The sequence below is a fragment of the Streptomyces tatrensis genome, assembly GCF_049310065.1.
Lineage (GTDB): Bacteria > Actinomycetota > Actinomycetes > Streptomycetales > Streptomycetaceae > Streptomyces.
In genome coordinates this window covers 2,598,043-2,612,880 of record NZ_JBMDLB010000011.1, presented here as the reverse complement: position 1 = coordinate 2,612,880, position 14,838 = coordinate 2,598,043, and the positions used below count along the sequence as shown (strand labels likewise).

The 14,838-nt window shown below is 73.5% G+C and carries 12 protein-coding genes and 2 pseudogenes; 9 read left to right on the top strand and 5 right to left on the bottom strand.

The window, feature by feature from the left end; genetic code table 11:
• Window positions 1-266: 266 nt before the first annotated feature.
• Window positions 267-482, bottom strand: a pseudogene (locus ACODT5_RS27570) (UTRA domain-containing protein); the annotation flags it as partial.
• 80 nt (window positions 483-562) lie between these two features.
• Window positions 563-1,111, bottom strand: coding sequence for a GntR family transcriptional regulator (locus ACODT5_RS27565; RefSeq protein WP_422521897.1), 549 nt, complete (start codon window positions 1,109-1,111; stop codon window positions 563-565).
• 372 nt (window positions 1,112-1,483) lie between these two features.
• Here ACODT5_RS27565 and ACODT5_RS27560 point away from each other — a divergent pair, with 372 nt between their 5' ends.
• The 5 genes from ACODT5_RS27560 to ACODT5_RS27540 all read left to right on the top strand — a co-directional run bounded on the left by ACODT5_RS27560 (window position 1,484) and on the right by ACODT5_RS27540 (window position 7,548).
• On the top strand, window positions 1,484-4,051 hold the full coding sequence (locus tag ACODT5_RS27560) for a molybdopterin-dependent oxidoreductase (protein ID WP_422521896.1): 2,568 nt from the start codon (window positions 1,484-1,486) through the stop codon (window positions 4,049-4,051).
• Window positions 4,048-5,010, top strand: a complete 963-nt coding sequence (locus ACODT5_RS27555; protein ID WP_422521895.1) for an FAD binding domain-containing protein — start codon at window positions 4,048-4,050, stop codon at window positions 5,008-5,010. Before ACODT5_RS27560 ends, ACODT5_RS27555 begins: the two co-directional genes overlap by 4 nt.
• 212 nt (window positions 5,011-5,222) lie before the next feature.
• On the top strand, window positions 5,223-5,627 hold the full coding sequence (locus tag ACODT5_RS27550) for a GntR family transcriptional regulator (protein WP_422521894.1): 405 nt from the start codon (window positions 5,223-5,225) through the stop codon (window positions 5,625-5,627).
• On the top strand, window positions 5,627-6,520 hold the full coding sequence (locus tag ACODT5_RS27545; protein ID WP_422521893.1) for an ABC transporter ATP-binding protein: 894 nt from the start codon (window positions 5,627-5,629) through the stop codon (window positions 6,518-6,520). The genes ACODT5_RS27550 and ACODT5_RS27545 overlap by 1 nt, the downstream gene beginning before the upstream one ends.
• Entirely contained in the window at window positions 6,517-7,548 is a 1,032-nt protein-coding gene (locus ACODT5_RS27540) for an ABC transporter permease subunit (RefSeq protein WP_422521892.1), read from the top strand. Before ACODT5_RS27545 ends, ACODT5_RS27540 begins: the two co-directional genes overlap by 4 nt.
• A gap of 72 nt (window positions 7,549-7,620) precedes the next feature.
• On the opposite strand, the gene ACODT5_RS27535 is transcribed toward ACODT5_RS27540, so the two are convergent.
• Window positions 7,621-8,607, bottom strand: coding sequence for a GlxA family transcriptional regulator (locus tag ACODT5_RS27535; RefSeq protein ID WP_422521891.1), 987 nt, complete (start codon window positions 8,605-8,607; stop codon window positions 7,621-7,623).
• Window positions 8,608-8,718: 111 nt separating this feature from the next.
• Between ACODT5_RS27535 and ACODT5_RS27530 the strand changes: the two genes are divergently transcribed.
• The 4 genes and pseudogenes from ACODT5_RS27530 to ACODT5_RS27515 all read left to right on the top strand — a co-directional run.
• Window positions 8,719-9,654: an NAD-dependent epimerase/dehydratase family protein gene (locus tag ACODT5_RS27530; RefSeq protein WP_422521890.1), complete on the top strand. Its 936-nt coding sequence runs from the start codon at window positions 8,719-8,721 to the stop codon at window positions 9,652-9,654.
• A 121-nt stretch (window positions 9,655-9,775) separates the two neighbouring features.
• Entirely contained in the window at window positions 9,776-9,982 is a 207-nt protein-coding gene (locus ACODT5_RS27525) for a hypothetical protein (RefSeq protein WP_385370890.1), read from the top strand.
• Entirely contained in the window at window positions 9,979-11,085 is a 1,107-nt protein-coding gene (locus ACODT5_RS27520; RefSeq protein WP_422521889.1) for a hypothetical protein, read from the top strand. The genes ACODT5_RS27525 and ACODT5_RS27520 overlap by 4 nt, the downstream gene beginning before the upstream one ends.
• A gap of 288 nt (window positions 11,086-11,373) precedes the next feature.
• Window positions 11,374-12,657 (top strand): annotated as a pseudogene (locus tag ACODT5_RS27515) (DUF1906 domain-containing protein); the annotation flags it as partial.
• A 203-nt stretch (window positions 12,658-12,860) separates the two neighbouring features.
• On the opposite strand, the gene ACODT5_RS27510 reads toward ACODT5_RS27515, so the two are convergent.
• Together ACODT5_RS27510 and iscB are read right to left on the bottom strand one after the other, a co-directional pair.
• Complete coding sequence (locus ACODT5_RS27510) at window positions 12,861-13,382, bottom strand: pyridoxamine 5'-phosphate oxidase family protein (RefSeq protein WP_266909528.1); 522 nt, start codon at window positions 13,380-13,382, stop codon at window positions 12,861-12,863.
• A 103-nt stretch (window positions 13,383-13,485) separates the two neighbouring features.
• Entirely contained in the window at window positions 13,486-14,796 is a 1,311-nt protein-coding gene (gene iscB / locus ACODT5_RS27505; protein WP_422525054.1) for an RNA-guided endonuclease IscB, read from the bottom strand.
• Window positions 14,797-14,838 lie beyond the last annotated feature (42 nt).

Below are 14,838 nucleotides of genomic sequence, written 5' to 3'. Positions count from 1 at the left end.
GTACAACGGTGTACGGGACTCTGACACAACGCCCGCCACGACTCCTTCTGGACGCCGTGCTCGCGCACCGCTCGGCCGCAGGCGGCCTCCCGGGCTTCGCCCGGCTGCGCCGGCCTCCGGCCGTCGGGTGGTCATTGAGGTTGCGTAGTACCCCCGGCCCCGGCCGGGACCCCTCATACGGTCCGTACAACGGTGTACGGGACTCTGACACAACGCCCGCCACGTCCCCGACCAGGGGTGGCGGGCGTTGTGGCGTTCCGGGGTGGTCAGGCTTCGGGCGTGAACTCGTACTGGAGCTCGTACAGGTGGCCTGCCTTCACCATGACGGTGACCTCGATCGGCTGTCCCTCCGCGCTGTAAACCGTACGTAGGGTCCGCAGGACGGGGAGGTCGCCGGGTAGCCGCAGGGCGGTGTACTGGTCCTGCGTCGCGACGCGGGCGGAGAGCCGGTCCACGCTGCGGTAGGGCGGGAAGCCGAGTTCCGTCTCGTCACGGAGATCGGCGGCGATGCGGGCGTGGAGCCGTCGGGGGTCGGGCCCCGAGGCGGCGGCGCTGGACAGGGTCATGCGGCCTCGATGTCGATCTCGTACCGCAACTGCCGGCGTCCGGCAGGCATGACCATCACGTCGGCCTGGATCGGCCGGCCCGCCGAGTCGTAGGTGGTCCGGGCGAGTTGAAGGACCGGTTCGCCCGGTCCGAGGCGCAGGTGCTCCCGCTCCTCGGGGCCCGGCATCCGCGCCGTCACGTTCTCGACGGCCCGTACGCCGATGTGTCCCAGCCCGGCCAGCAGGGTCACCGCGCCGCCTCGGATCTTTGCCGTGCCGGCCAGCGGGGTGCCCGCGGCGATGTCGGCAGGGTAGTAGGTGTCGGTCAATTCGGTTGGCTCGCCGTCGAGTTCGATGATCCGGCGGCGGACGATGACCGTTTCCCCGCTCGTGAGGTCGAGCATGCGGGCGACCTCTGCCGGGGCGCCGGTCTCCCCGGCGTGCAGGATGCGCTGCGCGCCGCGGCGGCCCGCGGCCTCAGCCTCGGCGGTCCAGGCGTCGGAGCCCCCGTCGGCGCGAGGGGTCAGGTACGGCATCGACGTGCTGGTCCATCCGCTGCCGCTCACGCTGCCTCCTGGGTGTCCGTCGCTCTCTGCCGGTGCCCACGTTAGTGACACGCTCGGCGATTGGGGCGTGTGCGAGCGGCGGGACGACATACGGCTCTGCGTGTCCGAGCTCGCGGACGAGTTCCAGATCCGCGACGAGCGAGTGGGCAAGACGGTCCGGGCCGGGTTCAAGCTGGGCTCGGCGTGAGGTGAATGACGGTGACACGACGCCCGCCACGTCCCCGACCAGGGGTGGCGGGCGTTGTGGCGTTCCGGGGGCGGGACCGTTCGCCGTGCCGAGCTGCGGGGTGGGCGGGGGCGGGTTATCAAGGGGGGTGAAGGCGAGCCCGGGTGGTGTGGGGGTCGTCGCCCCCACGTTGAGGAGTGCGTCCCGTGGAGTTCGAGGTCAATGGCGTCCCGTGTGTGGTGGACGTGGACGGTGATCCGGCTGCCGTGGAGGTGGTGCGGGACCAGTTGGGGCTGACCGGGACCAAGCTGGTCTGCGCCGGCGGGGTGTGCGGGGCCTGCACGGTGCAGGTCGACGGTGAGCCGCGGGTGGCGTGTCTGACGCCGGCGGTGCGGCTGGCCGGGCGGCGGGTCACGACGGTGGAGGGACTGGCCGGTCACCCGGTCGGGCGTGCCTTCGCCGGTGAGGACGCCCTCCAGTGCGGTTACTGCACGCCCGGGTTCGTGGTCGAGGCGGCCGCGTTCTTCGAGCGGTGGCGGGCCGCGCACGGGCGGAGCAGGCCGGGGCGGGAGGAGATCGCGGAGGCGCTGGCGGGCCACCTGTGCCGGTGCGGTGCCTATGAGGGGATCTTCAGCGCCGTGGCGGCGGCCTGTGCGGGGGAGTACGAGACGGATGGGGTGCAGGGGCCGGTCCCGCGCGCCGAGGCTCCGGAGAAGGTCGACGGGTCGGCCCGGTACACCACCGATCACCGGCCCGAGGGGCTGCTGGAGGGGGTGATCATCCGCTCGCCGCACGCGCATGCGCACGTACGGTCCCTGGAAGCCGGGGACGTGGCGGTGGTGCCGCTGCTGCCCCCCGACGGGGTGGTCCGGTACGTCGGGCAGCCCGTGGCGGCGGTCGCCGCGGCGGACCGGGCCTCCGCGCGGGCGGCCGCCGAGCGGGTCACGGTGGAGTACGAGGTGCTGCCGGCCGCCCTCGATGTGAGCCGGTCCCGGGCCGGCGAGGGGCCGCTGGTCTACGAGGACAAGGCGGCGCGCAAGCTGGCGCCCGGGTCCGGCGAGGCTCCCCAGCTGACGCCCGCCCGCTGGCGCGGCAACCGGCGCGGGCCGTCCGCGATGAGCAAGCGGCCCGCCACGGCCGTGCGCCGCATCATCGAGGCACGGAAGCACAACCCCGAGCGGGTGGTCGAGGGGGTGTTCACGACCGCCGCGCAGAGCCATACGCCGCTCGAACCGCACGCCTGCCTGGCGGAGTGGGTCGACGGCACCCTCCACCTGGAAGTGTCCACGCAGTCGGTCAAACAGGTGGCCGTACTCGCCGCCGAGCGCTTCGGCGTGCCCCTCGACCGGGTCGTGGCCCGGGCCGTCCACGTCGGCGGCGGCTTCGGCTGCAAGATGGGGCTGACCTCCGACGTGGTCGCCGCGGTGGAGCTGGCCCGGCTGCACGGCGCCCCGGTACGGGTGGTGCTGGACCGGGACGAGGAGCTCACCGACGGCGGGTACCGGCCCGGCACCCGGATCCGGCTGGCGATGGCCGCCGACGCCGCCGGCGGGCTGAGCGCGCTGGCCATGGACGCGGACACCGACGGCGGGGTCTCGGTGGGCGGCACCGTCGCGGCGCTGGCCCGGTTCATGTACGGCAAGGCCCCGCGCCGGCTACGGGACTTCGACACCGTCACCCACCGGCCGCCGGGCGCCCCGTTCCGCGGCCCCGGCGGCCCCACGATGTGCTGGGCCCTGGAGCAGGCCGTCGACGAGATGGCCCACCGGCTCGGCCAGGACCCCATCGCACTGCGCCGCCGCTGGGACGGGAACCCGAAGCGCCACGCGCTCTACGACCTGGCCTCGGCGCTCCCCGCCTGGACGGGCACCCGCGGCGGCACCGGGCGCTTCCGCCGGGGCGTCGGCGTCGCGGCGGCCAACTGGCTGTACTTCCTCGACCCCGTCACCGAGGTCGAGCTCACCGTCGAGGACGGGATCGTCGTCGCCCGCTGCGCCGTGCAGGACATGGGCACGGGCTCGCGCACCGTACTGCGCCGGGCCGTCGCCGAAGGGCTCGGCGTACCGCAGGAGAGGGTGCGCGCCGAGGTCGGGCACAGCGACACCGTCCACGGCCCCACCTCCGGCGGCAGCCGCACCACGCCGTCGATCGTGCCCGCCGCCGCGGACGCCGCCGCGCGACTGCGCGAGGCGCTCGGCGGCGGTGACGGCGACGTGGCCTCCCGGTTGGGCCTTGCGAACGGCGTACGGGTCACCGGCCGGCGCACCCGGGACCACCGGGGCTTCGTGACCCCCCTCAACCTGACCATGGGGGGCGTGGCGATCGGCCGCGGATTCACCGGATCGGTGCAGGTCGCCGAGGTGGAGGTGGACACCCGGCTCGGCCGGATCCGCCCGCTGCGCGTGTGGAGCGGCATCGCCGCGGGCCGCATCCACGAGGAGCGCCTGGCCCGGAGCCAGTGCGAGGGCGCCGTCATCCAGGGCGTCGGCTACGCCCTGTTCGAGGAGCGGCGCACCGACCCGGCCACCGGCCGGGTGCTCACCGACAACCTCGAGGACTACCGCATCCCCGGCATCGGAGACACCCCCGAGATCACCGTCCACTTCCATCAGGAGGGCTTCGAACACGTCCCCGGCGGCGGAGTCGGCCTCGGCGAGATCGCCACCCTGCCCACCGCGGCAGCCCTGGCCAACGCGGTCCACGACGCCACCGGCCTGCGCCCGTACGACATGCCCATCCGCCCCGACCGCCTCCTGGAAGGCCTGACCACGTGAGCACCGAGCCCACCCTCACCGACCTCTCGGCCGCCGTCCTGGCCCGCGGCGGGGAACTGCGCGCCGGTGGCACCGACACCACCGCCCGGCAGCGCGCCGGCATCGCCCCGGGCCCGTTCACCGACCTCGACGGCGCGGGCAGCCTGCGCGGCTGCACCCCGCTGCCCGGCGGCGGGCTGCGGATCGGCGCCCTGACCACGCTCGCCGAGCTGACCGCCGATCCGCGGGTGCGCTCCGGCTGGCCCGCGCTCGCGGCGTCGGCCGGGACCGCGGCCACCCCGCAGATCCGCGCCGCCGGCACCGTGGGCGGCAACCTGCTCCAGCGCAACCGCTGCTGGTACTACCGCAATCCGCACTTCAGCTGCCTCCAGAAGGGCGGCTCCGGCTGCCCCGCGCGCGAGGGAGACCACCACTTCGGAGTGATCAGCGGCGACGGCCCGTGCGTCGCCCCGCACCCGTCGACCCTCGCGATGGCCCTGCTCACCTACGACGCCGGGGCCGAGATCCACGGCGAATCGCCGCGCACCGTGGCCGAGTTGTACGGGGACGGAGACCGGCTCCACCGGGTCGACCACCTGCTGGCACCGGACCGCATCCTCACCGCGGTCCTGCTGCCGCCGCCCCTGCCCGGCGAACGCGCCGCCTGCCACCGGGCCACCAGCCGGGCCCACGGCGAATGGCCCCTGGTCGAGGCCACCGCCCGGCTCGCGCTGGACGGCGCCACCGTCACGCACGCCGCCGTCGCGGCGGGCGGGGTGGCACGGGTTCCGCTGCGGCTGCCGGAGGTGGAGACCGTCCTGATCGGCCGGGAGGTCACCCCCGAGCTCCTCGCGGCGGCGGCCGCGACGGTGCTCGACCGCTGCCGGCCGCTACCGCAGACCGGATACAAGGCCACCCTGTTCCGCGACACCGTGCTGGAGGTGCTGGAGCGGGCCGCCGGGGCGGCCGCCGCCGGCTAGCAACCGACTCCTGGACAGCGGCTCCGGCCTCGACGCGGACAACCAAGTACGGCACTCGCCACGGCGCCCGCCACGCCCCCGACCAGGGGCGGCGGGCGCTGTGGCGTGTCCGGGTCCGCTTGGTGAGGGCCGCCGGTGGAGCGGGGTCCTTGACAAGGTTCACACGGCTAGAGTCCTATAGTGCTAGGAAGCTAGATGAATAGAGGAGGACAGTGATCGAGTTCCACCTCGATGCCCGGTCCGGCGTCGCTCCGTACATGCAGTTGATCCACCAGGTGCGCCAAGCCCTGCGGTTGGGGCTGCTGGCCGAGGGGGACCGGCTGCCGACGGTCAAGGACGTCGCCGCCTCGGTGGCGATCAATCCGAACACCGTGCTCAAGGCGTACCGGGAGCTCGAATACGAGGGGCTGGTCGCGAAGAAGCCCGGAGTCGGCACCTTCATCTCCGGAACGCTCGGCGACGCCTCGCTGTCCGAGCACGAGCCGCTGCGGCAGGAGCTGCAGCGGTGGCTCGACAAGGCGCGGGGAGCCGGGTTGGACGAGGAGAGCATCGAGGCCCTGTTCCTGAGCACCTTCCGTACCCGGAGCCGTACGGACGCACATACCGAGGAGGGGTAATGACCGCCATTCTGGAAGCCCGGGCGCTGGGCAAGCGGTACGGCCGCAAACAGGCGCTGTCCGACTGCACCCTGAGCCTGCCGGCCGGGCGGGTCGTCGGGCTGGTCGGGCCCAATGGGGCCGGGAAGTCGACCCTGCTGCAGCTGGCCTGCGGGCTGATCGGGCCGACCTCCGGCAGCATCGAAGTGCTCGGCGGGCGACCCGCGTCCGGGCCCGGGCAGCTGGCCAAGGTCGGGTTCGTCGCCCAGGACACGCCCACCTACGCGGGGCTGTCCATCGCCGACCACCTGACACTGGGCGCCCGGCTCAACCCGGGCTGGGACGCACAGCTGGCGGACGAGCGGATCCGGCGGCTCGGCCTGGACCCCGCACAGAAGGCCGGCAAGCTATCCGGCGGCCAGCGCGCCCAGGTCGCCCTCACGCTCGCGGTGGCCAAGCGGCCCGAGCTCCTCCTCCTCGACGAGCCGGTCGCCGCTCTGGACCCGCTGGCCCGGCGGGAGTTCCTGCAGAGCCTGATGGAGTTCGTGGCCGAGGAGGGGGTCACCGTAGTGCTCTCCTCGCACCTGGTCTCCGACCTGGAGCGGGTCTGCGACCACCTGGTCTCGCTGGTCGCCTCACGGGTCCAGATCTGCGGCGACGTCGACGAGCTGCTCGCCACACACTTCCGGCTCACCACCGCCCGCCGCGAGGCGGACAGCCTGCCGGAGGGGATGCGGGTCATCCAGGCCACCCACACCGAACGCCAGAGCACCTTCATCGTGCGCGCCGCCACCGCGATCCACGACCCCTCCTGGGTCCTGGAGCCGCTCAACCTGGAGGACCTGGTCCTCACCTACATGAGCCAGGCCGTGGCCGGGCCCGGCCACCGACCCGCACGGGAGACCCAGCGATGATCTGGCTGACCTGGCGCCAATACCGCGTCCACACACTGGCCGCCCTCGCCGCCCTGGCCGCGCTCGCGATATTCCTCGTGGTCACCGGCCTCCAGATGCGCGACACCTACGACAGCACCATCGCCGGCTGCCAGGGCGGCTGCCAGTCGGCCAAGGACGCGCTGGTCGCCGAGTACCAGACGCTGTCCGCCTACGTCACGGGCCTGCTGATCGCCGTACCCGGCGCCGTCGGGGTCTTCTGGGGCGCCCCGCTGATCGCCCGCGAACTGGAGGCCGGCACCCACCGGCTCGTCTGGAACCAGAGCATCACCCGCGGCCGCTGGCTGCTGGTCAAGCTCGGGGTCGTCGGTCTCGTCGCCATGGCCGTCACCGGACTGCTCAGCCTCCTGGGGACCTGGTGGGCCGGTCCCGTCGACGGGATCACCCTGGACCGGTTCACGCCCCTGCTGTTCGGCGGCCGCGCGATCGTCCCGCTCGGCTACGCGGCCTTCGCCTTCACCGCGGGGTGCTGCGCGGGACTGCTGATCCGGCGCACCGTGCCCGCGATGGCGGCCACGCTCGTCCTCTTGGCCGCGGTCCAGATCCTCGTGCCCTTCGTGATCCGCCCGCATTACGCGGCACCGGAACGCGCCGATGTCGCACTCAGCTCCCTCGGCATGTCGGAGCCCGGTACCGATGCCAGGTCCGGTGGCGCGAAGGGCGACTGGCGGGGGAACGACATCCGGTTGACGGGTTCCGGCGACAACGCCCGCCTCACGGTAGGGGTGTTCAGGCCTGGCGACTGGGTCATCTCCGGGCCCGGCCCGGTGCTGAACGCGGCCGGCAAGGAGGTCCGGGGCGCCGAAGGCTGCGCGGGCGTCAAGGTCGAGCCCCTCGAATGCTTCGCGAAGTCCGACCTCCACGTGGTGGTGGAGTACCAGCCCGCCGACCGCTACTGGACCTTCCAGTGGATCGAGACGGGGATCTTCCTCGCCCTCTCCGGGCTGCTGGCCGGCTTCTGCTCATGGTGGCTGCGCCGCCTGGCCTGACGGAGGGGCGGTACGGAAGGCGTCGCAAGGCGGCCGAAGCCAACGCAACTGGCTTCGGCCGCCCCCTCGACTCTACGGGCGCCGCACCCGCGCCGTGGCCCGGTAGGCAGTCGGGGTGAGTCCCGTGGAGCGGACCAGGTGGGCGCGGAGGGAGTCCGCCGTGCCGAGGCCGCTCCGGGCGGCCACCTGGTCCACGGGGAGGGCGGTCGTCTCCAGGATCTCGCGGGCACGGTGGAGACGCTGGTGCAGGAGCCACTGCAGGGGGCTGAGACCGGTTTCGGCGCGGAAGCGGCGGGTCAGGGTGCGCACGCTCAGGCCCGCGTGCCGGGCCAGCTCGGCCAGGGTCGTCGGCTCGTGCAGGCGGGCCAGCGCCCAGGCGCGGGTCGCGGCCAGGGAGGTGCCGCGGTCGGCCGGGAGCGGCGTCTCGATGAACTGGGCCTGGCCGCCCGGCCGGGCGGGGGCCGCGACCACCAGGCGGGCGGTGGCGTTCGCGACGGCGGCCCCGTAGTCGCCGCGCACCATGTGCAGGCACAGGTCGATCCCGGCGGAGAGCCCCGCCGAGGTCAGCACCCCGTCGTCCTCGACGAACAGCACGCCCGGCACGATGTCGACCGCCGGGAAGCGCTCCTTGAACTCCTCCGACATGCTCCAGAAGGTCGTGGCGCGCCGGGAGTCGAGGAGGCCGGCCTGCGCGAGGACGAACGCGCCGGTGCAGATGGACGCGATCCGCCGGCCCCGCGCGGCGGCGGCCCGCAGGGCGTCCAGGACCCGCGGGTCGGCGCTGACCCGGGCGCCCGTCCCCGTCACCATCACCGTGTCGGCCCGCTCGATCGCCTCCAGGCCGTGGCGTACGACGATGTCGATGCCGATCGCCGCGGCGACGACGCCGGGGGTGGGGGTGCAGACCGTCACCTCGTAGGCCGGGTCCTCCCCGAGGCGCGTCGCGCCGAAGACCACCTCCGGGATCGACAGGTCGAAGGTGGTCACCGGGGGGACCGCGATCACCGTCACCCGGTGCGGACGGTGCGTCGGAGGAGTGGGTGCGGGAGTGGTCGTCATGGCTCGAATCTCCGGACTGCTGGCATTCAGGCCACTACTGTACGGCGGCGCCCGGGGCGAGAGTTGATCCAACGCGTGATCAACTCAAGCCTCCAGTAAGGGAGTACGGCCATGTCCGTGCACGTCGTCACCGGCGCCGGCCCGATCGGCACCGCCACCGCCCGCCTGCTCGCCGCGTCCGGCGAGCGGGTCCGTGTCATCACCCGCAGCGGCGGCGGGCCCGAGCATCCGCTCGTCGAGCGGGTCGCCGCCGACATCACCGACACCGACCGCCTCACCGACCTGCTCCGGGGCGCGCGCACCCTCTACAACGCGGCCGCGCCCGCCTATCAGGACTGGCGCACCGCCTTCCCCCCGCTGGCGGCCTCGCTGCTCACCGCCGCCGAGCGGACCGGCACGGACTACGTGATGCTGGGGAACCTCTACGGGTACGGGTACGGGTACGGATCCGCGGCGGAGCCCCTCACCCCCGGTCTGCCCCTGCGGCCGACCTCGGACAAGGGGCGGGTGCGCGCCGCTATCTGGGAGCAGGCCCTGGCCGCCCACGAGGCCGGGCGCGTGCGCGCCGCCGAGGTCCGGGCCAGTGACTTCCTCGGCGCGGGGGCGCTCTCCCTGTTCACCTGGACGGCCGTCCCGGCCGTGCTCGCGGGCACGGAGGCGGTCTTCCCCGTCGGCCTGGACGAAGCGCACGCCTGGTCCTACGTGGGCGACGTGGCCCGTACCCTCATCGCCGTCGGCGCCCGCGAAGGGGAGGACGGCTGGGGCCGCGCCTGGCACGTGCCGTCCGCCTCGGAGCTGTCCATCCGGGCGCTGGCCGGCCGGCTCGCCGAAGCCGCGGGGGCGCCGGACCCGCGGCTGCGGCGGATGACACCCGTCGAGCTGGCGGAGCTGGTCGCCCGGGACGCGGTGATGGCCGAGGTCCCGGAGATGGCGTACATGTACGACCGGGCGCTGCGCCTGGACGCCTCCGAGACCGAGGCCGTGCTCGGCGTACGGGCCACCGCGCTGGAGCCGGTCCTCAAGGAGCTGGTGGAGAGCGGGAGCTGAAGTCGCCCGCCACAGACCCTACCCGCGAGTATTGACTATTAGTCAATTCAGGCTCACGCTCGACGCGAGCCGTCGTGTCGTCTCTGGTGTGGGAGGTCGTCCCGTGCGTACAGATGAGGAAATGGGTCGTTTGGGCGGGGAGCTGGGGGGCGCCAGGCCGCCCGCTTCGTTCGCGGAGCTGGACGCCGGGGAGCTCGTACGGCTCGCCGAGGCGCTCAAAGCGGAGCGGGCGCGGCAGGCCGAAGGCCTGAACCAGGCCGCCGAGGAGGCGCTGGGACTGGTTCCGGCCCTCGCGCGCGGGGCCGTGCGCAAGGTGCTGTTCCGGTGAGCCGCGCCGAAGTGGAGAAGATCGCCCGGCTGGTGGGCGCGGACGCCGGGGAGCTCGGCTTCCTGCGCGCACTGCCGGACGAGGACGTACGGACGTTCCGGGAGCAGGTCAGCGGCGTACTGAACGACGGCGCACCCGAGATGCTCGACCGGATCGCCGCCGCGACCAAACTGGTGCCGGCCGGGGTGGCGGCCGCCATCTCGCAGAAGGCGCTCGGGCCGCGGCTCGCCGCCGGCGTGGCCGGCCGGCTGGAGGCGGGCCGGGCCGCCGCCATCATCGAGAAGCTGCCCGTCTCCTTCACCGCCGAGGCCTGCGGGCACCTGGACCCGCGGAAGATCTCCGGGATCGTCGACCGGCTCGACGAGGGGCTCGTCGTGCGCATCGCCACCACCCTCGCCGAGAACCGCGACCACCTCACCATGGGCCGGTTCGTCGGCCACATGCGGGACGAGGTGCTCCGCCGGATCCTCGACCAGGTCGACGACGCGGCGATCCTGCGCGCCGGCTTCTACGTGGACCTGCCCGAGCGGCTGCCCCGGATCCTGGAGCTCATGGGCGACGACCGCCTCGGCGCGGTCGTACGGGCCGCCGCCGCCGAGGGGCTCTGGGAGGAAGCCCTCGGTGTCGCCGCGATGGTCGGCGGCGACCAGCGGCTGCGGATCGCCGAACTCACCGCCCGCCTCGGCGCGGCCGAACTCGACTCGCTCGTCCGGGTGACGCACGCCGAGGGCCTGTGGGAGTCGCTGCTCCCGCTCGTGGCGCTGCTCGGCGAGGAGGACCGCCTCGCGGTGGCCCGGCTGGACTCCCTGCGGGACCCGCTCGTGCTGACCGGGGTGGTACGGGCCGTCGTGGCGACCGCGCTGTGGGGCGCCTTCCTGCCGCTGGTCGGCGTACTGCCCGAGGAGGCGCGCAAGGTGGTGGCCGACGCCGCCGCCGGACTGGGCGACGCGGAGCTCGAAGGACTCGTGCGCGAGGTCGACAAGCAGGACCTGTGGGAGCTGGTGCTGCCGCTCGTCGAGCTGATGGAGGAGGCGGGGAAGGAGCGGATCTTCGCCCTGCCCGCCTTCCAGGAACAGGGGGAACAGGGAGAACCGGGGGAGTAGGAGGAGCCGCAGGAGCAGGCCGGACCGCGGCCGGCGCCCGACGGCGCGGGCGACGGACCGCGGCGAAGCGGCGGGACGCACCCTCGATCAGGGGCTCGCACCCGGTGGTCCGGCAGGCGGCGGTCCGCCGCCCGTCCCCGCCGGCCGACCCGTTCGCCCACGTCGCGCCCGCGTCCCGCGCGGCCACGGAGGAGATCCGCGGCGCGGTGCGGCCGTCCCGTCAACAGGTGGGCGCGGGCTCTCGTGCCTCTGCGTCAACACCCGGGCCTTCTGGTAACAGTGGGTCACATGCTCCCCTCCCACATGATGTTGAGCTGCCTGCTGGGCGCCGCACTGCTCGCTCCCGTCCCCCTCGGAGCCGCCGACGGGCACCCCGCCGAGGGCCGCGGCGCGGACGGCCACAGCGCAGGCGGACACAGCGCAGACGGCCACAGCGCGGACGGCCGCAGCGTCGACTACCGCGGGCTGCGCCTCACCGTCCCCGCCGACTGGCGGGTCGTCGACCTCGACCGGAACCCCGACGCCTGCCTGCGCCTCGACGTGCCCACCCTCTACCTCGGGCACGCCGGCGGCCAGGGCGAATGCGGAGCCGCCCGCGCCGCCGCCCCCCGCTCCGACACCCTGCACCTGGAGCCGCTCGACGGAGCCCCGCCGCGCGCCGACATCCCCACCGTCGGGGGCGACGAGGGTGACCCCCTGCCCAAGGTCCGGGGCGACAGCAACGAGATCCGCTACGCCCTGCGCCGCGCCGGGGTGATGGCCACCGTCTCCTACGCGTCCACCCCAGAGGCCGTCCGCGGCGTCCTCACCCGGGCCCGCGCCCTCACACCCCCGGCCGCCCCCGGCCCGGTCCCCGTCGATCCGGTCGGCGTCGTCGGCGGGGGTTCCCGTACGACCGTCCAGGGGCCCTTCACCGGCGAGGGCTTCGACGCCTGCACGGCCCCGACCCAGCGCACCATGAACGCCTGGCGGGCCGACTCGCCCTTCGGCGCCGTCGGCGTCTACATCGGCGGCCGGGCCCGCGCCTGCGCCCAGCCGCAGCTCACCGCCGGATGGGTGAGCCGGCAGGCCGAGGCGGGCTGGCACCTCATGCCGATCTGGGTCGGCCCCCAGCCCTGGAACAGCTCCTCCACGGGCCTGTCCACCGACCCCTCCGAGGCCAACGAGCAGGGCCGGGCCGAGGCCGAGGGCGCGGCCCACGCCGCGGCGGCCCTGGGCATGGCCGAGGGCACGGTCCTCTACAACGACCTGGAGAACTACACGGACCGGGCCACCTGGGACGCCCCGGTCGTCGCCTACCTCACGGCCTGGACGGTCCGCCTGCACGAACTGGGCTACGGCGCCGCCGCCTACGTCGCGGCGAGCTCCGGGGCCAAGGCGCTGAGCGCCCACTACGCCCAGGCCCCGGACGCCATGCCGGACGTGCTGTGGGTCGCCCGCTGGAACGGCGCGGCCTCCGTCGCCGACGCCGACATGGGGCTGCCCGCCGGTACGAGCCAGTGGACGGGGGGCCGCCGCGCCCACCAGTTCCGCGGGGACCACGACGCCACGTACGGGGACGTGAGGCTCAACATCGACCGGAGCTGGCTGGAAGTCGGCGCCCCGGCCATGAAGGCCCCGGCCCCGGCGAAGGCGCCGAAGACCCCGAAGGCCCCGGGCAAGGCGCCCAAGACCTCCAAGGCCCCCGCCAAGAACCCGAAGGCCCCCGCCAAGACCCCGCCCGGGATCCTGGCGGACGTCCTGCCCCGAACCCCTGCCAGGACCCAGCCCGTAGCTCAGCCCGCCGCGGGCTCCTCGCGGGCCGGCTCGTCGTCGTTGCCCCGGCGCAGGGTGCGCAGCCCGTGCTCCGGGGTCCACGAGCGGACCACCAGGTCGTCGCCCTCGACGCCGACGTGCACCACTTCCGTCAGCTCGGCGCGGAACAGGTCGAAGGGGTGCGGGGTGTCGTTCTCCTCGGCCTCCTCCGCGTACCGGTGGAGCTCGGGCTGCTCCACGATCTCCACCGCGCGCCCGGAGATCCGTACGTCCCCGTCGGGCATCGTCTCGCCCGCGCCCGGGTTGGTGTGCAGGGCGAAGCGTCCGTCGCGCCGCAGGTCCTTGCCCTTCATCGAACCCGGCATCATGCCCAGCCACAGCTCGCCGCCGCGGATCTCGACGTTCAGCCCGGTCGCGCGCGGGGAGCCGTCCTTGCGCAGGGTCGCCAGGACGTGGTGCGGGAACTGTGCGAAGCGGGCCTGCACGGCCGCCGCGAAGTCCGGTTCCGCCTTTTCGAATACGGCCCAGTTGTTCGTCGTCATCGGACTTCTTTCGTGGATACCCCTGCTTTAGCTGGGGGAGGAAGTGGATCGTTGGGCCGGAGGTGCGGAATGCCGGGGGTCTCTTCGCTTCTTCCGGTGGCTGTCAGATGGCAATGGTGGGGCCTTCGGGGCGGGTGGTGTAGGTGTAGCCGTCGGCTCGTTGGAGGAGGCGGAAGTGTTTGCGTCCGATGCCCTGGATGAGGCCGTGGGCGGTTTTGATGTTGAAGCGGCCGGTGGCGCGGACGGCGATGCGTCCAGTGTGGGTGCCGGTCTTCTTGCCGGTGGGGACGACTGCGCGGGCGAGGTCTCCGGTCTGGTAGCCGAAGAACTGCTTCTGCCTGGGTAGCCGCAGACGGGGGAAGCCGTACTTGTCGGTGCGGGTACGGGCGTACGTGCCGCGCCCGGTTGCGGCAACGGCAAGAATGTGGGTCGGGGTTCGGGTAACGGCATTGAGGTAGCCGACGCACAGGGCGTCCAGCGTGTGGGTCTTTGGAGTAGCGGTCCGCTGCCGGTTCCATTTCGTGCGGCCGCCCGATGCGGTGCACACCGAGGGGAACGCGGAGTCGAGGGCGCGCCAGAGCGCCCAGCGGGTCGCGTTGACGGCTGCCGCGTCCCGCAGGGGGGCTTTGGCCTGGGCGAGGATGCGGGCCAGCTGGCGCGGGGATTCCTTGAGGAACTCTTCGACGGGCTGGTTGGACTTCTTTTCGTTGCAGGGGATGCATGCGGTGCACAGGTTGGAGATGCGGTCGCTGCCGCCGCGTGAGCGGGGGTGGATGTGGTCGATGTTGAGCGGTACTCCGGTATTGCCGCAGTAGGCGCAGGCCCTGGCCCACTTGGCGAGGAGGTATTCGCGGACTTCTGCGCCGTGCAGGGTGCCGTGCTGGTACTCGGCGCCCTCCAGAGGTCCGCCGTGGGACATGGCATGGGTATCGAAAACGTTCCGTTCCACGTGCACCGTACGGACGGGTGCCCAGCGCGCGAGCCGGGTGGTCCACGACATGGTGGTGTCTACACGGTGACGCAGCGACGGGGCGAGCCAGCCCTTGGGGCGCGCGCGGTTGGAGAAGCGGGGCGCGCGGTGGCGCAGGTTACTGGTGCGCCTACGGCGCCGGTAGGCGGCGCGAGCGGTGAGCTTGTCCCGGATGGCGCTGCCCCGGTGGGCGAGTTCGACCGCGTACAGGCCACGGCGCTCACCATCCTTGGCGGTGAATACGGCGATACCGGTGTGCTTCGAGCCCGGGTCGAGCCCGAGTTCTACGCCATCCATCTGTGACTGGCCTGCGGCGCGGTCTTTCAGCCGGATCACGAACGGGGTGTGCCGGGCCACGACAGCCCGTCCCTTATGGAGGAGCCGACGGGCTCTGGCGGGGCTGGTGGGTTGGAGCGGTGTGCCGTGCTTGTCCAGGACGAACACGACGGGGTGGCCTTCACGGGCCTTCTCCCCAACCTGGTGGTT